Source organism: Salinibacillus aidingensis, from assembly GCF_055393355.1.
Map to the genome: position 1 here is coordinate 2,295,002 of NZ_AP043759.1, position 24,032 is coordinate 2,319,033.

At 40.3% G+C, this 24,032-nt stretch carries 27 protein-coding genes and 2 other annotated features; of the genes, 3 read left to right on the forward strand and 24 right to left on the reverse strand.

The features are described from left to right. Positions 1-31: 31 nt before the first annotated feature. Both ACZ5OK_RS12330 and zapA read right to left on the reverse strand, forming a co-directional pair. Positions 32-577, reverse strand: coding sequence for a CvpA family protein (locus tag ACZ5OK_RS12330; protein WP_343837430.1), 546 nt, complete (start codon positions 575-577; stop codon positions 32-34). Next, a complete protein-coding gene (zapA, locus tag ACZ5OK_RS12335; RefSeq protein ID WP_044158476.1) occupies positions 570-842 on the reverse strand; it encodes a cell division protein ZapA in 273 nt (90 codons plus the stop codon). Before zapA ends, ACZ5OK_RS12330 begins: the two co-directional genes overlap by 8 nt. A gap of 283 nt (positions 843-1,125) precedes the next feature. Here zapA and rnhC point away from each other — a divergent pair, with 283 nt between their 5' ends. Further along, positions 1,126-2,073: a ribonuclease HIII gene (rnhC, locus tag ACZ5OK_RS12340; RefSeq protein ID WP_343837434.1), complete on the forward strand. Its 948-nt coding sequence runs from the start codon at positions 1,126-1,128 to the stop codon at positions 2,071-2,073. Between the two features lie 131 nt (positions 2,074-2,204). Here the strand turns inward: rnhC and ACZ5OK_RS12345 are convergent, their stop codons facing one another. The 4 genes from ACZ5OK_RS12345 to ACZ5OK_RS12360 all read right to left on the reverse strand — a co-directional run bounded on the left by ACZ5OK_RS12345 (position 2,205) and on the right by ACZ5OK_RS12360 (position 7,616). Continuing rightward, the gene (locus ACZ5OK_RS12345; protein WP_464758195.1) at positions 2,205-2,435 is read right to left on the reverse strand and encodes a hypothetical protein; all 231 of its coding nucleotides are present in this window, start codon (positions 2,433-2,435) and stop codon (positions 2,205-2,207) included. 444 nt (positions 2,436-2,879) lie between these two features. After that, positions 2,880-5,312: a phenylalanine--tRNA ligase subunit beta gene (gene pheT, locus ACZ5OK_RS12350; protein ID WP_343837437.1), complete on the reverse strand. Its 2,433-nt coding sequence runs from the start codon at positions 5,310-5,312 to the stop codon at positions 2,880-2,882. 15 nt (positions 5,313-5,327) lie between these two features. Continuing rightward, positions 5,328-6,362: a phenylalanine--tRNA ligase subunit alpha gene (gene pheS, locus ACZ5OK_RS12355; protein ID WP_343837439.1), complete on the reverse strand. Its 1,035-nt coding sequence runs from the start codon at positions 6,360-6,362 to the stop codon at positions 5,328-5,330. Between the two features lie 223 nt (positions 6,363-6,585). Then, positions 6,586-6,822 (reverse strand) — a binding site (T-box leader). Positions 6,823-6,872: 50 nt separating this feature from the next. Further along, positions 6,873-7,616 carry a TrmH family RNA methyltransferase gene (locus ACZ5OK_RS12360; protein ID WP_343837441.1) on the reverse strand — a complete coding sequence of 248 codons (744 nt, stop codon included), beginning with the start codon at positions 7,614-7,616 and terminating at the stop codon, positions 6,873-6,875. A 119-nt stretch (positions 7,617-7,735) separates the two neighbouring features. On the opposite strand from ACZ5OK_RS12360, the gene sspI reads away from it, so the two are divergent. Beyond that, a complete protein-coding gene (gene sspI, locus ACZ5OK_RS12365) occupies positions 7,736-7,948 on the forward strand; it encodes a small acid-soluble spore protein SspI (protein ID WP_343837444.1) in 213 nt (70 codons plus the stop codon). Positions 7,949-8,208: 260 nt separating this feature from the next. On the opposite strand, the gene ACZ5OK_RS12370 is transcribed toward sspI, so the two are convergent. From ACZ5OK_RS12370 to ACZ5OK_RS12380, 3 genes are all read right to left on the reverse strand, one after another. Next, positions 8,209-8,550, reverse strand: a complete 342-nt coding sequence (locus tag ACZ5OK_RS12370; protein WP_343837446.1) for a hypothetical protein — start codon at positions 8,548-8,550, stop codon at positions 8,209-8,211. A 243-nt stretch (positions 8,551-8,793) separates the two neighbouring features. Next, complete coding sequence (locus ACZ5OK_RS12375) at positions 8,794-9,879, reverse strand: M42 family metallopeptidase (RefSeq protein ID WP_343837449.1); 1,086 nt, start codon at positions 9,877-9,879, stop codon at positions 8,794-8,796. A gap of 77 nt (positions 9,880-9,956) precedes the next feature. Further along, positions 9,957-10,448 (reverse strand): dUTP diphosphatase, encoded by a 492-nt coding sequence (locus ACZ5OK_RS12380; protein WP_343837451.1) that lies wholly within the window; start codon positions 10,446-10,448, stop codon positions 9,957-9,959. Between the two features lie 155 nt (positions 10,449-10,603). Between ACZ5OK_RS12380 and ACZ5OK_RS12385 the strand changes: the two genes are divergently transcribed. After that, positions 10,604-10,981 (forward strand): sigma-w pathway protein ysdB, encoded by a 378-nt coding sequence (locus ACZ5OK_RS12385; RefSeq protein ID WP_343837453.1) that lies wholly within the window; start codon positions 10,604-10,606, stop codon positions 10,979-10,981. A gap of 82 nt (positions 10,982-11,063) precedes the next feature. On the opposite strand, the gene ACZ5OK_RS12390 is transcribed toward ACZ5OK_RS12385, so the two are convergent. The 15 genes from ACZ5OK_RS12390 to mutM form a co-directional block, all read right to left on the reverse strand. Beyond that, a complete protein-coding gene (locus ACZ5OK_RS12390) occupies positions 11,064-11,675 on the reverse strand; it encodes a TVP38/TMEM64 family protein (protein ID WP_343837455.1) in 612 nt (203 codons plus the stop codon). A 56-nt stretch (positions 11,676-11,731) separates the two neighbouring features. Beyond that, positions 11,732-12,004, reverse strand: coding sequence for a DUF1294 domain-containing protein (locus tag ACZ5OK_RS12395; protein WP_425542179.1), 273 nt, complete (start codon positions 12,002-12,004; stop codon positions 11,732-11,734). A 324-nt stretch (positions 12,005-12,328) separates the two neighbouring features. After that, positions 12,329-12,685 (reverse strand): 50S ribosomal protein L20, encoded by a 357-nt coding sequence (gene rplT / locus ACZ5OK_RS12400; protein ID WP_044158494.1) that lies wholly within the window; start codon positions 12,683-12,685, stop codon positions 12,329-12,331. A 41-nt stretch (positions 12,686-12,726) separates the two neighbouring features. Further along, positions 12,727-12,924 carry a 50S ribosomal protein L35 gene (rpmI, locus tag ACZ5OK_RS12405; protein WP_044158495.1) on the reverse strand — a complete coding sequence of 66 codons (198 nt, stop codon included), beginning with the start codon at positions 12,922-12,924 and terminating at the stop codon, positions 12,727-12,729. A 44-nt stretch (positions 12,925-12,968) separates the two neighbouring features. Beyond that, on the reverse strand, positions 12,969-13,532 hold the full coding sequence (infC, locus tag ACZ5OK_RS12410; protein ID WP_343837458.1) for a translation initiation factor IF-3: 564 nt from the start codon (positions 13,530-13,532) through the stop codon (positions 12,969-12,971). 14 nt (positions 13,533-13,546) lie between these two features. After that, positions 13,547-13,681, reverse strand: a sequence feature (ribosomal protein L20 leader region). Between the two features lie 95 nt (positions 13,682-13,776). After that, entirely contained in the window at positions 13,777-15,720 is a 1,944-nt protein-coding gene (gene thrS / locus ACZ5OK_RS12415; RefSeq protein ID WP_343837460.1) for a threonine--tRNA ligase, read from the reverse strand. A gap of 422 nt (positions 15,721-16,142) precedes the next feature. Beyond that, positions 16,143-16,982, reverse strand: coding sequence for a sporulation protein YtxC (gene ytxC / locus ACZ5OK_RS12420; RefSeq protein ID WP_343837462.1), 840 nt, complete (start codon positions 16,980-16,982; stop codon positions 16,143-16,145). A gap of 153 nt (positions 16,983-17,135) precedes the next feature. Further along, on the reverse strand, positions 17,136-18,065 hold the full coding sequence (gene dnaI / locus ACZ5OK_RS12425) for a primosomal protein DnaI (RefSeq protein WP_343837463.1): 930 nt from the start codon (positions 18,063-18,065) through the stop codon (positions 17,136-17,138). A gap of 12 nt (positions 18,066-18,077) precedes the next feature. Further along, complete coding sequence (locus tag ACZ5OK_RS12430; protein WP_343837465.1) at positions 18,078-19,439, reverse strand: replication initiation and membrane attachment family protein; 1,362 nt, start codon at positions 19,437-19,439, stop codon at positions 18,078-18,080. A gap of 20 nt (positions 19,440-19,459) precedes the next feature. After that, positions 19,460-19,930 carry a transcriptional regulator NrdR gene (nrdR, locus tag ACZ5OK_RS12435; RefSeq protein WP_343837468.1) on the reverse strand — a complete coding sequence of 157 codons (471 nt, stop codon included), beginning with the start codon at positions 19,928-19,930 and terminating at the stop codon, positions 19,460-19,462. A gap of 138 nt (positions 19,931-20,068) precedes the next feature. Continuing rightward, entirely contained in the window at positions 20,069-20,443 is a 375-nt protein-coding gene (gene speD / locus ACZ5OK_RS12440; RefSeq protein ID WP_343837470.1) for an adenosylmethionine decarboxylase, read from the reverse strand. 194 nt (positions 20,444-20,637) lie between these two features. After that, the gene (locus tag ACZ5OK_RS12445) at positions 20,638-21,669 is read right to left on the reverse strand and encodes a glyceraldehyde-3-phosphate dehydrogenase (protein ID WP_343837472.1); all 1,032 of its coding nucleotides are present in this window, start codon (positions 21,667-21,669) and stop codon (positions 20,638-20,640) included. Between the two features lie 194 nt (positions 21,670-21,863). Continuing rightward, positions 21,864-22,463, reverse strand: a complete 600-nt coding sequence (coaE, locus tag ACZ5OK_RS12450; protein ID WP_343837475.1) for a dephospho-CoA kinase — start codon at positions 22,461-22,463, stop codon at positions 21,864-21,866. Between the two features lie 18 nt (positions 22,464-22,481). Next, positions 22,482-23,117: a sporulation membrane protein YtaF gene (gene ytaF / locus ACZ5OK_RS12455; protein ID WP_343837477.1), complete on the reverse strand. Its 636-nt coding sequence runs from the start codon at positions 23,115-23,117 to the stop codon at positions 22,482-22,484. Between the two features lie 70 nt (positions 23,118-23,187). Beyond that, entirely contained in the window at positions 23,188-24,018 is an 831-nt protein-coding gene (gene mutM / locus ACZ5OK_RS12460) for a DNA-formamidopyrimidine glycosylase (RefSeq protein WP_343837479.1), read from the reverse strand. Positions 24,019-24,032 lie beyond the last annotated feature (14 nt).

Here is a 24,032-nt window from a genome sequence, read left to right on the forward strand (position 1 = left end):
AAGAAAAAACTTCTCTCAAATTAGGAGAAGTTTAGAAAGCCTCAGAGATATGGTTATCCCATAAATTCGTAATCTGCTCAGAGAATAACGGTGTATGTTCGATCATAAATTGAGCAATAGATGAATCACCCACATATTGCTGAATAAAATCAATGGGAATAAGTGCTGAAAAATAAAGAAGTATAAACAAAATAAAATACGTCTCGAAAAATCCCAGTACAGCTCCCAGAAGGCCATTAACACTATGTAAAATAGGGAGTTCGGCTATGAAATCGAGCATATTTGCGATAATCTGTAAAACAATTTTTACAATAAAAAACAAAATAACAAAGGCTATTCCATTATAAAAGGCTGTTTCCAAAGGCATATTGTCAAAAAATGCCCCGAAGCCCTCCTGTCCAAAATCAGGATAAGGAATCCACATTGTAAGAATTGGTGCCAGTTCGTCATAGTATAGTGCAGCGATGATAAAGGCTATAATAAAACCGGTCAGATGCATCACCTGCATGATAAATCCCCGTTTGAGGCCTACAAGTAATCCAACCAGCAAAACAGCCAGAAGTATGATGTCAACCATTTTTTCTCCGTTCCCCTCTTCTCGTTTGCTCCGTTAGCAATCGATATTCCTCTTGTAATTGTATGTATTCATTCATCGTATTTACCGCCGTTAACACAGCCAGTTTTGCTGTATCCAGCCGCGGATTGTTTTCCTGAATTTCCTTCATTTTCTGATCAACTAAATCTGCTACATGCTCTATGTGATGAGGAGGTTCATCACCAACAATTGTATATTTTCTATTAAGAATGTATACGGTTGTTCTATTCTGATCTGAATGAGACACTTACAAAGCCCCCTTATATAACATCCTAAAAATTATATTAACACGAATTTTCATAGATGGAAATCAAACAATAAAAGAATATGCAGAATGATTTCATTTGATATACTATAGTGAGACTTCAATCAAGGGGAACCCTTGATTGATAGCGAAACTTATCAGGGCATTACGAACTGTTTCTCCTCCCTATTGCCTTCGAGGAGAAATACAGTTCGTTTTAACGTGATATAGTGAGACTTCAACAAGGGAAGTTACCCCTGACTGATAGCGAAAGGAGATTCAATATATGTCACAAAGTGTAATAAAAGCTTCCAAAGAGGTTTTAAAGAAAATGGAAGAATATTATAAAGGTCAGTTAAAGTCCAATCCCCCTGTACATACCCTTTTTGCTGCCAAAGTAAACGGATGTTCCATCACTGCATACAAATCCGGAAAAGTTTTATTTCAAGGGAAAAGCCATGAATCTGAGGCTATGAAATGGGGGCATTCCCCTGATAAAAATCAGCACAGCCAGAATCAATCCCATGCAACGCCCCCTTCATTTGTGAATCAGAGTCACATCGGCTCAGATGAAGCAGGCTCAGGTGACTTCTTTGGTCCATTAACAGCGGCTGCGGCTTATGTAGCCGAGTCAAAAATCCCCTTATTAAAGGAATTAGGGGTTAAGGATTCAAAGGCCATGTCCGATGATAAAATTCAGGAGATTGCCAAACAAATCAAATTAGCTGAAATCCCTTATAGTTTAATGGTCTTACATAACGAGAAATATAACCGTCTGCAGCAAAAGGGATGGACGCAGGGGAAAATGAAGGCTATGCTTCACTACCATGCAATCATGAAGGTTAAAGATAGAACAGGTACAAACTCCCTGGATGGAATCCTCGTTGACCAGTTTTGCCAGCCAAGCGTGTTTGAACGCCATTTAAAGTCTGAACAAAAACGTATGCCTGACAAAATTCATTTTATTACCAAAGCTGAAAGTCATTCCATCGCAGTCGCAGCCGCATCGATTATTGCCCGTGCCAAGTTTGTAAAGGAAATGGATCGTCTATCCGGTGAAGTCGGTTTCCAGCTTCAAAAAGGAGCCAGTAAAAAAGTAGATGAGCAGGCGGCGAAAATCATACGAAGTCGAGGAAAACAGGCTCTTGATCAATATTCCAAAGTTCACTTTTCCAATTATCAAAAAGCAGAACAAATACTGAAACTAAAAAATGAACAAAGAAAAAGGAAGTGAACTGTTAAGACTATTGAAAGAAACCCCATGACAGCTGCTTTGCAGACAAGTCTATGGGGTCTATTCATCAGTCAGAATTAATCTCCTGCAAACATTCTTCAGTGAATTTTAAAGCATATATCATCTTTGGGTTACTTGTATATCATGCGATAATAATAATTTGTCATAAGAATAACAAACAGATGATAAATGTGATGATATCCTTTATCTTTGATTAATTGAAACATGTGAAATTGCTTCATCCCGTAATCCAGGACTTTTAAAGCAAAGAAGGATGATAAATAGCCTGTTAATGTCCCTTTAAAGAACTTAATGAATACAGAACAAATAAAGGAAAGAATCATTGAATATAAGGGTTCCACTTTGAAGTGTTTATGCCATGTAAAGGCTTTTCCCAGTAACAGCGGTAAATGGGATATAAACCACCTGTGAGAGAATTCCGCCTAAAACATTGTCATGATAGGGATTCTTTAAAAGTTTCGGTTTATATTGATAAGCTCTCAAATAATTTAAGATCAAAAATTCAAATAAACAGGCTAAACCAGCACTGGAAAGCAGGAGAATAAAAAGTTGCTTTTTGTTCTTATATTTGTAGAAGCTAAAGAATAACTGAATGAAATGTATCGTTACTAAAATATGATAAGGCACAGCATTCCGACTCATGCTCCGTTTCATATCCACCATCGTTTCTTTATATGTTTTATATGTAGGATAGTATCTGACGAATGAAGTGAATTTATGAGCTATCAAAAAAATGGTCCTGTTAAGGGATATCTCCCCCTTAACAGGACCATTCTCAATTATGACTAACCTCTCAGTTCTGCCTGGAAGCTATTTTCAACGGCATCAACAATTTGTTTTCGCGCTTTCTCTACTTGTTCATCTTTCAGGGTAGCCTCCGGGTCCTGGAACCTTACGTTAAAGGCAATGGATTTCTTTCCTTCTTCCATATGTTCACCCTGATAAATATCAAATACCTGAATATCCTTCAAATATGGCTGACCAGCCTGTTCAATGACATCCATCATATGTCTTGCAAGTGTATCTTCATCAACAACAAAAGCCAGATCCTGTGTAACGGATGGATAACGTGGAATAGGCTCATAGGATTCTTCATTCTCCATGGTGATTTCTAATAACCGATCAGCATCCAGATCAAAAACATACGTGTCTGTCAGGTCCATCTCTTTTTGCACAGCAGGGTGAATCTGACCAATAAAGCCGACATGTTCACCGTTAACCGATATCGCCGCAGTTCTTCCCGGATGCATCTCCTCCATTTTCAGAGGTTCAAATGAAGCATTCTGAATATGAAGGGTGTCCAGCAATCCTTCTGCTACACCTTTCAGCACATAAAAGTCTACCGCTTTGACTTCTTTTTGCCATTGCTGGTTTACCCATGTACCGGTAATGGCAGCACTCAGACGAAGCTGTTCATCTGGCTGCTTTGAAAGGTTTTCTTCTGTATTCACATAAATGGCTCCTAATTCATAAAGGGCCACATCCTGCTGACGTCGAGCTAAATTATATTGAAGACTTGATAACAGCTCAGGCAAAATACTTAACCGTAGATGGCTATGGGCTTCACTCATTGGCATCGCCAGCTTCACAGCTTTTGGCTCTTGTGCACGAATGGTTTGATCCATAAATTTAGCTGTGTTTTCTTCCCGTGTTAAGGAATAGGTCATGGCTTCATTTAATCCGGCACTTTGCATGTAGCGATGTATACTACGTTTCAATTTCTGCTTTTTCGTTAGGCCGCCTGCATTTGACGCTCCTTCAGGGAGTGTATAAGGAAGATTATCATAGCCATAAATCCGGGCAATTTCCTCCAGCATATCTTCAACAATCTGAATGTCTCCACGTCTTGATGGTGCGTAAACCGTAAAATGGGCATCCTTTTCTTCAAATGAAAAACGCAAACGATGCAGGATATGCTTCATCTCATCCACTGAAATATCCGTTCCAAGCCGGCTATTGATGGTTTCTGCATCAAATTCAACAATGGATTGTTCAATTTTCTGCTCATCAAACTCTGCGATGCCTGATAAAACTTCTCCGCCAGCATATTGCTCCATCAGCTGACACGCACGAAGTCCTGCTTCTTTTACACGTTCAGGGTCTACCCCGCGTTCAAATCGAATACTTGATTCACTGCGAAGACCATGATCTTTAGAAGATTTTCGTACAGTTAGTGGGTTGAAGTAAGCCGCTTCTACTAAGACTGTAGTGGTGTCATCCTTCACCTCAGAATCAGCACCGCCCATAACACCGGCAAGGGCCATTCCTTCCTTACCATTTGTAATAAGAAGGTGGTCCTCCTGTAAATCCCGCTCTTCACCATCCAGGGTAGTCATGGTTTCTCCTTTACGTGCTCTTCTGACAACTACTTCACTGGAATTGAAGCGGTCCAAATCAAAAGCGTGCAGCGGCTGCCCGTATTCCATCAATACATAGTTAGTAATATCGACTACGTTATTTATCGGACGGATTCCTGCAGCGATCAGGCGATTTCTCATCCATAATGGAGAAGGCCCAATCTGTATATTTTTGACTACATAGGCCCCATAGTAAGGGTTCAAATCAGGGTCCTCAACCTTCACCTGTACATAGTCAGCAGCACTTTCATCCGTTCGCTCTGCTTTCACGTCCGGCAGATGCAGATCTTTATCTAAAATGGCTGCCACTTCATAAGCCATCCCAATCATGCTGAAGCTGTCTGCCCGATTCGGTGTAATATCTAAGTCTAAAATGGTATCGTTTAGATTAAGCAAATCAACAGCATCACTACCTGTTTCCGCATCTTCAGGAAGGACAAAAATACCATCCTCAAATTCTTTTTGAACAAATTTCTGCTCGACTCCAAGCTCCTGCAGGGAACAAATCATACCATTGGATACTTCTCCACGAAGCTTCGTCTTTTTAATTTTCATGCCGCCTGGAAGTCTCGCACCTGGCTTGGCAACGACTACTTTCTGGCCTGCCGCAACATTCGGTGCACCACAGATGATTTGTAATTCTTCTTCGCCAACATCGACCTGGCACACATTGAGTTTATCTGCATCGGGATGCTGTTCACATGATTTCACATACCCAACAACGATATTTTTTAACCCTTCCCCAAGCTTTTCAACACCATCGACTTCAATTCCGCCTTTGGTAATTTTCTCAGCCAGGTCGTCCGGAGATATATCATCAAGATCTACATATTGTTTTAACCAATTTAATGATAAAAGCATTTTCCATTTCCTCCTTTATGCTTGATGGAATTGTTTTAAGAAACGAACATCATTGGTATAGAAATGTCTGATATCCTCAATTCCATATTTCAACATGGCAATTCGCTCAGGTCCCATTCCGAATGCAAATCCGGAATACTTCTCAGGATCGAAACCAGCCATACGTAAAACATTTGGATGAACCATACCTGCTCCTAAAATTTCAATCCATCCGGAATGCTTACAGACTGAGCATCCCTCTCCATGGCACATTTTACAGGAAATGTCCATCTCTACAGATGGTTCTGTGAAAGGGAAAAAGCTAGGACGCAGACGAATTTCGCGGTTCTGGCCAAACACCTGCTTAGCAAAGGAATTTAGAACACCCTTCAAGTCACTCATTCGGACATTTTCATCCACATACAAACCTTCAATTTGTGTAAATTGGTGGGAATGGGTAGCATCATCCGTATCCCGTCGATAAACCTTACCAGGGCAAATAATCTTAACGGGTCCTCTGCCTTCATGCTTCTCCATTGTTCTGGCCTGAACAGGGGACGTATGGGTGCGCATTAACAGCTCCTCAGTAATGTAGAAGGAGTCCTGCATATCACGGGCCGGATGTCCTTTAGGCAGATTAAGCGCCTCAAAGTTATAATAATCCTGTTCAACTTCAGGGCCTTCTGCTACTTCAAAGCCCATTCCAATAAACAAATCCTCAATATCCTCAATCAGCTTTGTCAGAAGATGAGGGCCTCCTGTAGGCTGGGAATAGCCTGGCAGGGTAACATCGATGGATTCCTCTGCTAACTGCGCTTCAAGTGCCTTCTGTTCCAACTGCTCCTGTTTTGTATCTAATTCCTTGGAGATGACTTCACGAACCTCATTTGCCAGCTGACCAATCACCGGTCGCTCTTCTTTCGGCAGCTTTCCCATTCCTCGTAGTACCTCAGTGATTGGGCCCTTCTTTCCCAGATAGGAAACGCGGACTTCCTGCAGCTGTCTGGTATCGCCAGCTTCAGCAATCTTCGTTAAAGCCTCCTGTTTTAGTTCCTCAAGACGTTCTTTCATTTTCCATCCTCCTTTATTTGCTTTAAACAATGAGACGGTGAACAAAGGCGGAAGCGCCCGTTTAGCGACGTACGGACTGGACTGAGCCGTAGGAGATAAAGGAAACACGACGAACTTTGTGAGTCGATGTTGACTTATCGTACGGAGGTGAAGGAAGTCTCGCTAGTCGCTGGGCGCTGGAGCCGGACGTGGCCAGCGCATTAAAAAAAGCCCCACCCCTTTAAAAAGGGACGAGACTCTACATTCCGTGTTACCACCCTCGTTGACATACGTATTCTGTATGCCCACTTCATTTTCATAACGGATAAACCGGTACACCTTTACTTGCATCAAGCAAGGTCCTGGTGTCAGCTCCAGAGCGAAATTTCAATCATGAGGCGGCAAAAATGCTTTCAGTCTGTGGCATTTCTCCCTGTCTGCCGCTTAGTCATCATTTACTGGACTCTTTCCACGCTTTTTCTCATCTTTAGTTATGATGATATTATAGAAAATCAGCAAAAAAATTGCAAGTTAGAGTTGAATTTTGTACATCATAATTCCTGCAGCAATACTAACATTTAAAGATTCGGCTTCACCTTTAATCGGAATGTAGACGCTTTGATCCGCCTTTTCCAACAAGCTCGCCTGTACCCCATTCCCTTCATTGCCCAGTATCACTGCCACCTTTTCCGGTACGGACTGCTCTTCTATCGACACGGCATTCCGTAATGCTGTAGCCCAGATCGAAAATCCATCTTCTTTTAAAGCATCCATTTCTGAATACAAGTCCTTAAACAAAATAGGAAGATGAAAAAACGAACCCTGGGTGGAACGTATAACCTTATCATTGAACAGATCCACACAGCCTCTCCCTAAAATAATTCCATCGAATCCCAGGGCATCTGCCGTTCGAATCATCGTACCCAGATTGCCTGGATCCTGTATCGCATCCAGCAGCACAAGCTTTCGGGCGTTCTCAGGTACCTTGGATTGCTTCATTTCCACTTCTGCCATAATTCCCTGTGGGGTTTCAGTGCTTGTCAGGGTTGTAAATACTTTTTCACTTACTTCTGTAACAGGAATAGCCTCAGTCTGAAGCAAAGAACGCTCATAATCGTTTTTGATAATGATTTCCTTAACTGTCCAATCGCTGTTTATAGCCTCTTCCAGCAAATGCTCCCCTTCAATTAAAAAAGAACCGTTTTTCATGCGATCCTTTTTTCTTTTCAATTTGTTCCAGTACTTCACCTTTTTATTTTGTAAAGAATCAATCATTGAATTTTTCACCTGCATCTTCAGTACTTTTGCATACGAATCCCCTTTATCATACATACTTTACTAATAAAAGGTCAAACTAAGGTTATCAAAGCTGAAAAAAATGAGGTGACTACGAAATGGATTTAGATTTGCGAAAAGCTGTCCTTCACAACATTTCAGGTAACAGTGCTGATGATTTAGAGGCAACCATTGTTGATGCCATCCAGGGAGGAGAGGAAAAGACCCTTCCAGGCCTGGGCGTCATTTTTGAGGTATACTGGAAAAATGCCGATGAATCGGAAAAAGAGGATGTTTTGCAGGTAATTGAAGATGGGTTGAAAAATCAATAAAAGTAAATTTTATCTTAATGAAACCTCGTTTCGTAATAAGTTGTCGCTTTAATTATGATGTATGTCGTGCCATAAATATTAGTATGACCTAAAATGAGCGTTCGGGCGGCTGGTGAGTCTCCTCATGCTATCGCACTGAGGGTCTCACCTTGCTAGGCCTTCCTCCCACGACGAACAGGACGTTCTAGTGTCGGTGTTTGGGCTTATAAAAAGAAGTATGTGCATGAAAGCTGAACACATACTTCTTTAATTTGCTTATTTTATTTTTCTTCGTTTTCCGGCTGTTTTGTAAAATACGATTGTACTTCTTCCTGCTTGGTTAACAACTGAATTCTCAGCACTTTTATCTGATTACTGCGTTCATCTGTCTGTACATAGGCCTGATTTCTATCATGCTCAAGTTCATTTAAAATAGAGAGTTCAGACAATAACAAACTGACTTGATCTCTTTCCTTAAAACGCTCCCACCAGTTTAAAGCCCCGAAAATGACAATTAAAAATAAAATCGGATCAGGCGAAATAAAAATAACAGGTAACAGAATAAGCAGGCCAATCAGCCAGATTTTCGTTGATAAAACCGTTACAATACGTCCTCCATCCAAACAGGAAATAAGGTGAATAAATTAATAAGTGCTCCTAATTGGAGCAATCCATCCCCATAAACTTTTGTTTGTTTTTGCCTTTGCCTCCAAAATATTCGCCTCCCCTTATATAGCGCATTTCCATAATTTCCTAATCAAACCACCATCTTTCTATCATAATTTGTTCAGCATCTTAACCCTGAAGAAGAACAAAAAGGAAAAAGCATATGATCTTTTAAACAAAGACCACATGCTTTTACATCCTTAGTCAAACTTGATTTCCTTTACAGTATCGGCGTCTAGGCCTTTAATGACCTCCACAATCAGCTTCACGGCATTTTCAAAATCATCACGGTGCAGCATGGCCGCATGTGTATGAATATAACGTGTTGCAATGGTAATGGACAGGGCTGGGACACCGTTAGCGGTTAAATGAATGGAACCTGAATCTGTTCCGCCACCTGCCATGGAAGCAAATTGATAAGGAATATTATTCTTATCAGCAGTATCCACAACAAAATCACGAAGTCCCTTATGAGAAATCATCGATGCATCATATAAAATAATTTGCGGGCCATCCCCCATTTTACTGGATGCATCTTTATCAGAAATACCCGGTGTATCACCAGCAATTCCCACATCTACTGCAAAGCCTACATCAGGCTGAATAGCATGGGTTGCAGTTTTAGCTCCGCGAAGTCCAACTTCTTCCTGAACCGTTCCAACACCATAAACTACATTTGGGTGTTTTTCTTCTTTAAGCTGCTTTAATACATCAATGGCAATAGCTAAACCAATACGATTATCCCAAGCCTTGGCCAGCAGCATCTTTTCATTGTTCATAACCGTGAAATCAAAATATGGAACTACAGAATCACCAGGGACAACACCAAATTCAGCTGCTTCTTCTTTACTGGAAGCTCCAATATCAATAAACATATCCTTAATATCAATTGGTTTTTTCCTTGCCTCAGCTGAAAGGACATGTGGAGGTTTAGAACCAATAACGCCTGTTACTTCACCTTTTTTCGTTAAAATGGTTACGCGTTGAGCAAGCATAACCTGGCTCCACCAGCCACCCACTGTCTGGAAATAAACAAATCCATCGTCATCAATACGGGTAACCATAAAACCAACTTCATCCAAGTGGCCGGCAACCATCACTTTAGGGCCATTCTCATCGCCCGTTTTTTTAGCGATCAGACTGCCTAATCCATCGGTGAATACTTCGTCAGCATATGGGGCTATGTATTTACGCATCACTTCTCTTGGCTCTTTTTCATGACCAGCAATCCCTTTTGCATCGGTTAAATCTTTAAGCATGGTCAGTGTTTCATCAAGTTTTACCATATGTCTGCTCCTCCTTTATATGTATACATCCATTCCTTATTATACCTGTCTTTCATACATTTAACAAAATAGAAGGATTAATATCCTGTATCCTGCCGCTGATGGTTCACTTCGTTCTTATTAACATAAGCCCTTTGAATCATTTCCTCCTCAAAGCCGAGACCCTCTCCCAATCGCAGAAAGGAATCGAACAACTGGTCATAAAGCTCCTGGTTCTGCTCGTTTTTAAACGTAATCGCCTTTTCGTAAACTAGAAGAAACTGGTCTGTTGTACTGGATTCTAATGCTTGTCCGCCTTCATGTAGACCATTATAGGTAAATCCAAATTCAAGACCAAGAGAAATGATAAAATGCAAGCCATCTACATACTCTTCAAGAATAACCGCCTGATCATTCGGACCTTTGTTACTCCAAAACTTAAAGCATCTGGTTTCATTGGCCAGCTCCCCAATTTCAACAAGCAATGCCAGGATTTTTTCCTGAACAATATTCTGATCTTCCAGCTTGTGTTCTTTTTTTATACGCTGATCTAATTCATTTTGCATTTGAAATAACAAATCCCAGTTCATACTTCCAATCTCCTTTTTATGTAGTGATGAGGTTAAGTCTTTTTAAGATAAATTTCTCATGTAATTATAGCAAAAATGAAACCTTATCTGCATACCAGTCGTAAACAAATATAATCAACAGGTCTAAATTTATATATGTAGGAGTCGATTTCACCATGATCATCATTTTATTTCGTTTATTGATCATTTTCGCTATTATCTTTTTTATCTATGCGGCTTATAAGTATATCGTAAATCCTAAACGTAAACTTGAAATCGCTCAGGAAAATCAATCCTTTTACTTCTATGATGAAGAAAATGTAAAAAAGAACTTTTTACTTACGTATAAAGGAGCTTTATTTGAAGGTGAGAAATACTTAGGAACCACAGAGGATGCTTTTGAAGTCGTCACCATATCGGTAAGCACCAGAAGTCCTGATCGTTTAGTAGGGATTTCCCGGGAGGATCTCTATTTCATTGAAAAAGAAATTCTCATCCGCTACCCCCACGCAAAAGTCGAATGGCGCCACCCAATCAAAAAAATATTTGATTAAACGAAAAGCGGAGGTGACTGTGCAAACAGCAGAAATCCCCTGTTCAGAACAAACACTGACAAAGGGGATTTCTCTATTTATACTAACTAACCCTGTTCATGGAGGGGGATCCCTGGCTTACTTGATGATCTTTACGGAAAAATTCCTCCCAGCTGACGACAATCTCTTTTTGTCTTAATAAGTAAATCATCGGAAGAATAACAATTACAGCAGCTGCCATAATTATTGGAGACAGGCTTGCAATCCACTGACCAAACGTTGTATAGACAACGGCTAACGGAACATTAGATAGGAATGATAGCTTAAAATACTCTTTATAATTCCGTGAAATTTCCAAAATACAAAGGGATAATAAATGAAAATGGATAAAGGGCATTAAACGCAACAGAAAAATCTGCCCTTTAGAAATCTGCCTTTTTTCTCCCAATATTTTAGCCTTCAATCTGATTAACCTTTTAAAGGTTTTGGGCATATAAACGAGAAAACGATAAAAGAACAGACTGGATAAAGTAATGCCTATCACCGAATAAATCGTGCCCGAGACCATTCCAAACAATATCCCGCCAGAAATACAAATGAAAGCTACAGGCATGAAAAAAAGGGGTCTTAATAAATGCATGCCAATAAATAGTACCGGAGCAAACATTCCACTGGACTCTACGATTGTAAATACCCAAGAAGTAAGCTGTTCCATGATGGAGCCCCTTCCCTGATGATGTTTGTTTTATGTATATGACATAAGACGAGCCTTTATGACAGTGTTGTTAGAAAAAGAAGTGCAGCTATTATTAAGAATGTTAAAAGCGGGAACCCCACTCTGAACCTCCATTTCTTTGTTTTGTGGCGAAAGACATACATCCCCATCGTACTTCCTAACGCACCACCAATAACGGCGATGAAAAACAGCTTAGCCTCCGAGGTACGCCATTTTCCTTTCATGGACTTCCGTTTATCCCAACCCATAGATAAAAATCCGAAAATATTCATCAACACCAGATAAATGATGAAAACTTGTTTAAGCAATGCTCTCTCCCTCTTTCAAAATCGTAAAAAATTTCTTTCCAGGCTGTAACAAAAACTGATATTTGGGACCAGAACAAAGGCGGAAGCGCCCGTTTAGCGACGTACGGACTGGACTGAGCCGTAGGAGATAAAGGAAACACGACGAACCTTGTGAGTCGATGTTGACTTATCGTACGGAGGTGAAGGAAGTCTCGCTAGTCGCTGGGCGCTGGAGCCGGACGTGGCCTCTCCTGTTTTTCTTATCCACAAATCGCTTATTTTATAATTTCCTAGACCATGAAAAAAGACTGGCATCAAGCCAGCCTTTCTCATTCTTAACCGTTATTATTTAAGTGCGTCTTTAGCTTTAGCAACCAGGTTAGCAAAGCCCTGTTCATCATTTACGGCAAGATCAGCAAGCATCTTACGGTTTACTTCAATACCAGCTTCTCTTAGACCGTGCATAAGGCGACTATAAGAAATATCATTCATACGAGCCGCAGCATTAATACGGGCAATCCATAGTTTACGGAAATTACGTTTTCTTTGTTTACGGTCACGGTAAGCATATTGACCGGATTTCATTACTTGCTGCTTTGCTGTTTTGAATAGTGCATGCTTTGAACCATAATAACCTTTCGCTAACTTTAGAACACGTTTACGACGTCTGCGTGTTACTGTACCGCCTTTTACACGTGGCATAGTTGTTCCCTCCTAATAATCTTATCTATCGTTGTTTTTTCTTACTTTTTAGGTAGCATTGAGCTGATGCGTTTCATATCACTGCTAGAAACAAGAGCGGATTTACGCAATTTACGCTTCTGTTTTGTGGATTTATTCGCAAACAAGTGACTTGTATACGCATGTGCACGTTTTACTTTACCATTACCAGTTTTCTTAAAACGTTTTTGTGAACCTTTATGGGTTTTCATTTTAGGCATAATGTGTGTCCTCCTTTGATTAATTACTGCTCTGCTGGACCAGCTTATTTTTCATTTAAAGGTGCGAGCATCATAAACATATTGCGACCTTCCATTTTAGGCTTCGTCTCAAGGGTAGCAATATCTTTACATTCCTCAGCCATACGATCGAGAACCTCTTGGCCAAGCTCTTTATGGGTAATAGCACGACCGCGGAATCGAACAGCCGCCTTCACTTTATCACCTTTTTGAAGGAATTTGCGGGCATTCCGTAATTTGGTGTTGAAGTCATGCTCTTCAATTGCAGGACTTAAGCGTACCTCTTTAACATTAATGACCTTTTGCTTCTTACGCTTTTCTTTTTCCTTCTTCTGTTGCTCGAAACGGTATTTACCATAATCCATAATTCGGCAAACAGGTGGTTTTGCGTTTGGAGCTACTAATACAAGGTCAAGATTTGCCTGATCTGCAATCTTCAAAGCTTCCTGACGTGATTTTACGCCAATCTGTTCTCCATCTGCACCAATTAAACGGACTTCGCGTGCTCGAATTCGCTCATTAATTAATGTTTCGCCTTTGCTAATCGTAAGCCACCTCCAAAAAATATTTGAGAAAATCAGGTCCGGCATCCGACATTTTTATTTCCATAAAAAAAGCGTCGGTACACATACTGCACCCACACTTCACATATTCTTCGGTAAAGAAGAAAAGTTGTTTTAGCCTGCCAACTGCTAATAAGCGTCGATCAGGCGAGAAGCGGGTGCTTCTACTTTCACATAGACCTTATTTAATTCACTCTTAGTATTATATGACGGACAAGACGTATTTGTCAACACTTTTTAATGAGAGAGGGAAATCCCCCCCTCTCATCTATTATTTTTTAGACATATGCTCGACGTCTTCTTTCATATCCTGAACGAATTGCTGCAGTTCTTTCGTTTCGGAGTCCTGCGCTCCGTATTTACGTACATTGACGGCATTTTGTTCAATTTCCTTATCCCCAACGACAAGCGCATAAGGGATTTTTTGGGTTTGGGCTTCTCTAATTTTATAGCCGATTTTCTCATCTCTTTCATCGACTTCTACACGGAAGCCTTCCTTGCGAAGCTGATCCTTTACCTCTTTTGCATAATCAAAGTGGGCATCCATAGAAACCGGGATAATTCTTGCCTGTTCAGGAGCAAGCCAGGTTGGAAAGGCGCCTTTATATTCTTCAATAAGAAAGGCTACAAACCGTTCCATGGTGGATACAACACCTCGGTGAATAACTACGGGACGATGCTCTTTACCATCCTCACCAATATAGGTTAAGTCAAAACGATTTGGAAGATGGAAATCAAGTTGTACAGTTGAGAGGGTTTCATCCTTACCCATCGCTGTTTTCACCTGTACATCAAGCTTCGGACCATAAAAAGCCGCTTCTCCCTCGGCTTCTACATATTCAAGTTCCATTTCCTCCATGGTTTCCTTAAGAAGTGCCTGTGCCTTTTCCCACATTTCATCATTATCCACATATTTTTCTTTATCTTCAGGGTCACGATAGGATAAACGGAAATAATAGTCGTTAATCCCGAAGTCCTGATAGACGGTTTTAATCAAGTTGACCACACGGATAAACTCATCTTTTAGTTGATCCGGACGGGCAAAAATATGAGCATCATTCAAAGTCATGGCACGCACTCGCTGCAAGCCTGCCAGTGCTCCTGACATTTCATGGCGGTGCATCGTTCCTAACTCTGCAATACGTACAGGCAGATTCCGATAACTGTGGAGTTCATTTTTATAAACCATCATATGATGCGGACAGTTCATAGGGCGTAATACGAGATCCTCATTATCCATTTCCAATGTCGGGAACATATCATCCTGATAATGATCCCAGTGTCCACTGGTCTTGTATAAATCTACACTGCCCAGTACTGGAGTATAAACATGGTCATAGCCCAATCTTTCTTCAATGTCTACAATATAGCGCTCAATGGTACGTCGGATGGTAGCACCTTTAGGTAACCATAGAGGAAGACCTTGTCCAACCTTCTGATTAACGGTAAATAAATCGAGTTCCTTTCCAAGCTTACGGTGATCCCTTTCTTTAGCTTCCTCCAGCATCTTCAAATGCTCTTCTAACTGACCCTTCTTCTCAAAGGCCGTTCCATAGATACGCTGAAGCATTTTATTATCACTATCTCCGCGCCAGTAAGCTCCGGAAATATTTAATAGCTTAAACACTTTAATTTTCCCTGTATGGGGAACGTGGGGACCACGGCACAAGTCAAAGAATTCTCCCTGTTTGTAAATGGTAATCGGATCACCCTCGGGAATATCATCAATGAGTTCCAGCTTTAGGTCATCCCCAATTTCACGGTACATTTCCTTAGCTTCCTCACGGGTAACCTCCACTCTTTGAACCTCATGAGCTTCATCCACAATTTTCTTCATTTCCTTTTCTATTTTTTCCAATTCTTCCGGAGTAATTTTTTCCTCCATATCCAGGTCGTAATAAAACCCATTTTCTATAACAGGTCCCACACCAAGCTTCACATCTTTATATAATCGTTTAATGGCTTGAGCCATTAGATGTGCCGTTGAATGACGAAGAATTTCTATTCCTTCCTCATTTCTTAATGTGACAATTTCAACCTTTGCATCCTTATCAATGGGTCTGCGTAAATCATACAGTTCTCCATTTACTTTACCTGCTACTGCCTGTTTTTTCAGACCAGGACTAATGGACTGAGCAATATCCTCACTCGTTGTGCCCTGGGGAAACTCCTTTACAGCACCATCGGGAAAGGTAATGTTTACTTGTTCTGCCACTGCAATCACTCCTTCTAAATCGTTTATTTATGCTGATAAAGTGAAACTTCCATCAGTGGGGTATTACGGACAGTTAATGCGTGATAAAAAGGAAGGCATTAAAAAAAGCCCGTCCCTCCAAAAAGGGACGAGCTTATCTTCACCCGTGGTTCCACCCTGGTTCCGTTCTTTTCAAAACGGCACTTAATGGGATCCGTAACGTGGATCAGCGCTGATTATTACTCTATTTTCACAATCAGGGTTCAAAGGTGGTAAACAATGACTCGTACTCAGGAAGCTCGCAGCCTTTGACTTCCCTCTCTGTTCAGCCGATTGACATTGTTCATGTCCTTATCCTTACCGCAATCATCTTCTTGTTTTGTAGTTATGAATGAATTATATGGATAATTCCCTTCTTTGTCAAGTCTTTTTCGTAAAGGACGTTAATTCATAATAAAAGGAAGTTTTTCCATTGATTGTACGCTTGCATGCTCCTGAAAAATATTTTGCAGAAAAATCACTTTCGGATCGGAAGGCTTTGATGTGTAAATGACGATTTTCTCTGGTGCAATACCAAGCAGGCAGGATAAAGGAAATTCAGATGATAATAAATCAATAAAATGTAAAGATTCCTTATTTTGCAAAGCCTTTAATTCACTTGTTGTATATGGCTTTCCTGTTTCTCTGAAAAACTGAAATTCATGATGATATGTAATAATAAGCAGGCCGGTCCTCGGCTCTCTGCTTTTAAAGTACCCTCTTAATCGATGAATAAAATCCTGATAATCCTCCTCCCGCTTCCACTCTTCAATGGCATATCCAGTAATATCAATCAGTTGCTCTCTAAAAAACTGCTGATTATCTTCCATAAAAAAGTCAAACGAGACAATCTGATTCCGGCTTACATGGTTCTCAAATATTTGATAAAACTCAGCGGCTGCCTTAAGGTCCGACTGTGTACCATAGCTTTTCGGATTTTGCATCACAGATTGTAATATAGGAATAATATGCATCAGTTCGTGTTCATCCGAGAAGTAGTAGACCTTTTTTAAAATATCCTTCGACAGAACCGGTAAACGGTACTGAATAAACACATAAAGAAGAGCATGAATCATCTTTCTCCACATATCACTTTTCCTGTCCAGCTGAACATCTGCTTTAATAAAATAAGATGGACCTTCCCCCCTTTCAAACTGAATACGATTGATTTCATCTTCACTGTAGATCTTATGAAAATATGCTTCTGCTTCATCTTCTTTAAAAAAGTGAATCACCAAACCCATGAACTTCATCCCTCTTTCCCATCAAACTGTTACATTATATGGGACAAACAAGGATAAAATGAACAAAAAATAAAAGTGAAACAGCTATCATTGGAATTTCCCCGATTCCTATGAGCCGTTTCACTTCTAACATTCGTTATTTCATTTTTTTTATTATGATCTTCTATTCTGACCCAGCATGGCCACTGGCTCACTTACCTGCCTGATACGCTCTATAATACGACGGGCCTTTAATTCCTCTGCTTCCACCTTACTGGCAGAGGCCAGCACCACTTCAAGTTCCTTCAAACTATAGTTGGAAGTAAAGAAAACAGGCAGCTCCTCCATCATGCGATACTGTAATATAGCTCCCAGCACTTCATCACGGAACCAGGGTGACTGATGCTCGGATCCAATATCATCAAGAATTAATACTGGTATCCGCTTAAAACGGTCAATTTTCTCATTAATGGTCGAGTCATTAATCGAGGATTTAATTTCTCTCACAAACTCCGGCATATAAATAAATAGAGTTTTAATCTCGCGCTCAGCTAACGCATTAGCAAGTGCACCTAATAAATAGCTTTTTCCCACACCAAAGGGACCGTATAAATACAGGCCTTTTGAAGGATTATGCTCTGCTTCATGCAGAAAACGTTCAATTTTACGAATAGCTTCGAAGCGCTCCGGGTCATCCAGCTCAACCTCGTCCAGTCGTGCCTCCAATAATCGCTTAGGCATGTATAAGCTTTGTACAAATGATTTTTTTCGAAGCTGCTCATCCTGCTGCATCTTACGGGAACACTTTTCATAGGTTAACTTAATCTGATTCCCTTCCGTAGAAATTTTGGGTGCATAGCCCCGGACGATATTACAGCATTCATTTAACGAAGAACACTTTTCACAATCCTTTGACTGGGATGTATATTCATAAAGCTTAATCAGCTGACGTTCAATGTCACTTCGGGTTAAATGCTGATTTTCATCTAAAAATTGCTTGATCTCAGGCGCCTGTAAAATTTCGCTCTTCATTTTTTCATAGGACTCCTGGAAGCTATTGCTTTCGCTCATCCACCTTCGAAGAGCAGATTGTATGGATTCCATTTCCGATCACCCTTAATGATTAAAAGATTTCGTTGACATATTTTTTAAAGCTTCTTGTAATTCCTGTTTTTCCTTCTGGATGTCCTGCTCACTTTTCTCCGGCTGTTTCGTTTTTTGCTGCTCCGATTGACTTTCTTTCTTGAACCATTCAGGAAGAACTTCTTTTTTCTTATGAGTATTTCTTTTCTTTCCCCATGACTGGTAGAGCTTTGCTTCTGATTTAGCCAGCTGCATGGCCTGTTTGGCGGTTTTTACATTTTTACGTGCCCAGTGGGTCGCTATTTTTTCTATATAATTCCGAGTTAGTTTCATGTCTGATTTTTGAAGGACATAATGAACCAGAACATTTATCACGCTCTGAGGCAGTCCATGGCGAAACATGGCGTTCGTAATCATTTTAACCTCCTGCTCGGATGCAACACCGGTTCTGGAGAAATCCTCCAGTATTTCACGATGAGTAATGTTTTCAAAATGCTGAATTAATTTTCCCTCTTTAGATTGAGGAACAGGTTTTTGATCATTGCTTTGTTCCTTTTTATTATTTATTTTGAGTTGAAGTTCTGGTTTTTCTGTATGGAAAGTTTTAGCATAATAGTCTTTGCAAACTTCATGCAATTCATCTTTTAATAGTTCCATATTTTCATTTACAGACCATAAAATGGCCTTCTCAAGATAAATTGTATCAACCTGATAGATTTCTGCAAGATTATTTATCAATGACCGGTTTTCAGTGGTAAATATTTTTGCGGTATTCATATTATTTTTCCGCAGGCTTTGCTCGAGCCATTCAAAGTCCACTTTCATTTCTTCTTCTAAAGCAGGTTCTGGAGTGCTTTCCTGTTCATGGGTGGAATCAGATGCCGGCAAATCTGCAGCTGGTTTTTGTACCGTCGAAAACACATCTTTAAATGACTTCGTTTGATCAGAGACCTGATCGGGTATAGTTGATGAGATGAGCTTTCGTTTCAAATCATTGTACGGTTTTTGTCCAATATGATGTTCCAGCAGAATAGAAAGCATGGAATCTTCAAAAAAGGCGGCAGTAGAAAATGGTGGGATTAAAACATAATAATAAGTGCGTACATCCGTATCCGCCATATATGTTTTCAACAATCCAATGGCCTCTAATTTGATTCTGGCTTCGTAAAAATCATCTAAATCAATGTTTACCATGTTCATAATATGATGATGGGTTGAACAATCACGATTCATCTTGGCTTCATTTACCATCGTAAGGTAAATGGAAACCGCTTGTATACCTATTAACGGCTGATACAAATGAGTCAAAGCCAATACATAGTCCTCATGACAAGATGCCTGAAGCTTGGTGTAATATCGATCATTGGGCAATAAACTTTTTATACGATCATTCATAAGGAACAGGCTCCTTTATCTCAATTATCATGACCATTTGTCCTTTTTATCAAATCCTCTAATTCCTGCATAAATACGTTTAAATCTTTAAATTGACGGTAAACCGATGCAAATCGAACGTATGCAACTTCATCAATTTCTTTCAGTCGGTCCATAACCATTCTGCCAATATCTTCACTTTGAACCTCGGAATCACCCTGGTTTCTCAACTCGTTCTCTACTTCGGTAACAACATTTTCGATTCTTTCCAGTGCTACCGGCCTTTTTTCACAGGCCTTGATTAACCCTCGTAAAAGCTTTTCCCTGCTAAACTCCTCGCGTGTACCTTCCTTTTTGACAACAATTAACGGAATTTCTTCAATTCGTTCAAATGTAGTGAAGCGATATTGACATTTTTCGCACTCCCGGCGTCTTCTAATCGCTCCACCTTCTTCAATAGGCCTTGAATCCAGCACTTTTGTATTTTTATAATGGCAGGTCGGACATCTCATTTATATCAACTCCGAATTAAATTTCATTCGACATCTATTACAATATTATAACATAAGTAGAAAAGCGGAGGCGACCGCTTAGGTGAGACCGCATAAGCAAACAGAAGCACCTGGACGAATCATCCAGGTGCTCTAAATCTAATAAGCTTCTGAATTTAACTGAATCGGCGCCTTGCCTCTGGGGATTTCTATCTTTTCAACTGACTTAGCTTCCAATGACTGCGTGATAAATTGAATGGCTCTTTTTGGCTGCATTCGTTCTCCACAGGTATATACATCTATGCTCGCATATCCATGTTCAGGGAAGCTGTGTATGGTTAAGTGAGACTCGGATATTAGCACAACGCCGCTAATCCCGTGTGGAGAAAATTTATGAAAGGTTACCTCGCGTACTTCTGCCCCGGCAATTAAAGCTGCTTCTACAAGCATTTTCTCATTAAACTCAAGACTATTTAATTTTTCAATGCTGCAATCCCATAGCTCGGCGATCACATGCGTCCCTATTGTATCCATTACCATTCCCCTGTACCAAAACCATATTTTCAAACTGCTGCGGGATCTATTTTTAATAATCGAACCACCAGCAGATTAAAGTTAAAACAAATAGATTCCATACGTTTTGCATGTTTAAAGTATCAAATAGTATAAAGTGTTCTAAGGTAGATTGCAATAGCTGGGTAACTATTTGTTCTTACCATTTCTTACGATTACACAGAAGGAATGGTTTCATTTGCCAGTCTGCTGCCTACATATTTTGCTAAATCAACAACACGGCAGGAATATCCCCATTCATTATCATACCACGCAAGCACTTTCACTTTATTTTCATCCAGGACGATGGTTGATAAACCGTCGATAATGGAAGAGGCGGACGTTGTTGTATAATCGATAGACACCAGGGGCTCTTCATTATAATCGAGAATTCCCTTCATACGACCTTCTGCTTCCATTTGAAAAGCTCTGTTAATGTCCTCAGCTGTTGCCGTCTTACGGATATCCACTACCAGGTCAACCAGTGAAACGTTTGGGGTAGGAACCCTCAACGCCATTCCGTGAAGCCTTCCGTTTAAATGTGGCAATACCTCTCCAATGGCTTTAGCGGCACCGGTTGAAGTAGGAATGATAGATTGTGTGCAGGAGCGTGCCCTGCGTAAATCTTTGTGCGGATTATCAATATTATTCTGATCGTTGGTAAAAGCGTGAACAGTTGTCATTAAACCATTTTCAACCCCAAAATGGTTATCCAGCACCTTGACTACCGGTGCTAAGCAGTTTGTTGTACAGGATGCATTCGAAATAACGTGGTCATAATCAGGATGATAATCCTCTTCATTGACACCGATTACAAATGTGCCATCGATATCTTTTCCTGGTGCCGTAATGATTACTTTTCTGGCTCCGGCATCTAAATGTAACGAGGCTGTTTCCTTTGTTTTAAACTTTCCAGTGGCCTCTATGACAATATCTACCTCAAGATCCTTCCATGGCAGCCATTCAGGATTACGCTGAGCAATGAGCTTCACGAACTCTCCATCAACTTCAATCCCATTCTCATGGGCTTTGACTTCCTTATCAAAACGTCCATGGGTGCTGTCATATTTTATTAAATGAGCGATCGTTTCAGGGGGATAACTTGCATTTATAGCTACAACCTTAAAGCTTTTATCCATAATTGCATTCCGGAACACCATCCGTCCGATTCTTCCAAATCCATTTATTGCTATCCGATGCTTTTCCATAGGACCCTTTCCTCCCCGACTTTTATTTATGTTACACTTTTTAATAATAGTATAACACAATATTTCAAAAAGTGTGAAGAAAATGTAGCTTAATTAAAGAATTAGAGAAGCTTCCTATTTAGTTAGAAATAATGAAATAAAAAGTTCATTCTATACGAAAAAATGCTGACTCCTATTTATTGAGTCAGCATTCTTTATATAATCTCCCATTTTCTCAGCAATTCATGAACCTGTTCATTCGTCTCCTGTATAGTTCCTTCATTATGAATCACAGCATCGGCCATTTCTGCCTTCTTCTCTGCAGATAGCTGCGAATGGATCCGCTGCAGGGCTTCTTCTCTTGAACTATTATCTCTTTCCATAAGACGCTTTAACTGTGTTTCCTCTCCCACGTATACTACTATCGTTCGATCGACAAAATGGGTAAGTCTGCTTTCAAACAGCAAAGGGATATCCATAACAACTGCCTTATATCCTTTCTTTACATACTCATCCCGCTGTTCAAGCATTTTGCGGCGTACTTCCGGGTGTACGATGGCATTGAGCTGCTCTCTTTTTGATTCATCAGTAAAAACAATCGAACCTAATTTTTTTCGATTCAGCGTCCCATCTTCATATAAAACTTCCTCTCCAAAGGTGTCAACAATCCCCTGATATGCCCTTTCACCAGGCTCCACAACGATTCTGGATATCTGATCCGCATCGACAATGGGCAATCCATGCTCTTTAAGTATGCTGGAAACTGTGCTCTTTCCTGTTGCAATACTGCCTGTTAAACCGATAACAATAGCCACTTTTCCGAACTCCTTTAATTATGATAATTTAAAAAAACCAAGCAAAATTAAAATAACACCAGGAAGAAACGCAAATTTCTCAACCCACTTCCACTTCGATAAAACGTATCCGCTTTTGGTACCCATAAACAGAAACAGACTGGACATAAAGGCAATACAGCCTGCCGTTAAGAAAGGAGAAAAGCCAAATATAGCAGCACCAATTCCGGCACCGAAAGCATCTAATGATAATGCGGTTCCTAAAACAAAGGCCTCAAGCCCCTTAATATCTCCTGAAGAATCCATATCTGCCTGGTTCGGATCCTTTAATATCTGGATGACAATGCCAAGGGATTTTATTTCCCACTTAAACAGATATACCTTAGAATGACTTTTGGCTTCCTTTTGATCACGAAAGAATTGATAAATAACCCATATCCCTATCCCGATAAATAACGTTCCGCCAATAATATCTGCAATGGCAGGAGAAAAAAGCCCAACGACCTGTTTTCCAATCAGCATTGCAAATGTAAAAACAATAGCTGTAACGAACCCTATATAAAGCAGTGATTTTACAGGAATCCTTACTTTACGAAGACCAAACGTAAATCCTGCAGCAAAACTATCAAAACTGACGGCAAAACTAAGCAAACCTAACGTTAACCATTCCGCCATAGGATCGGCTCCCTCCTGCAAATATCTAGACTATTATATGGAGGGAGCCCCTTCTTCGTGCCAATTCTGTTTATTTTTGCTTCTGACAATAGGGACATACATGAGTCCCCCGGCCACCAACTTTTATTTTTTCAATGGAGTGACCACGGCGTTTACAATCCTGTCCTTCTCGTCCATAGACAAAGAGCTGTAATTGAAACAGACCCATTTCACCCAGACTGTTTAAATAGGATCGGATGGTTGTACCTCCTGCAGCTACAGCATCATTCAGCGTATGAACGATTTCCTCGGCTAATACAGAGCATTCTTCTTTCGAGAGCTCTGAGGCAATGGTTAGCGGATGGATTCTGCTTCTGAATAAGGCTTCATCTACATAGATGTTTCCCAGTCCTGCAACAACGGTCTGGTCCAACAAGGTATTTTTTATGTTCCGGGTTGTCCTCTGACATTTCTGGTAAAGGTAGTCAGAGTTGAAATTTTCATCAAACGGTTCTGGACCAAGCTTATTAAGAGGGGGAAGTGACCATTCCTTCCCCTTTTCGTATAAGTGCATCGTTCCAAATTTCCTTACATCTTTATACCTCAGCTCGGTTCCATCCGCAAAATGAAAGATGACATGGGTATGCTTATCTACAGGCTCACCCTGGTCATAAATGGCGTACTTCCCTTCCATTCGTAAATGGGAAATGAGCACGTGATGATCTAAATAAAACAGCAGGAACTTTCCTTTTCGTCCCAGCCCCTCTATCGTTTGACCCTTGATTTCCTCCTGAAACGCCTCAGGTTCTTTTGGGTATTGTACAATGTTTTCCCAGCGTATCGTTACATCCTGTATTTTTTTACCAACCACAATCTGTTTCAGTGTTTTTTTTACAGTTTCTACTTCTGGCAGTTCTGGCATTTTGCTTCGCTCCC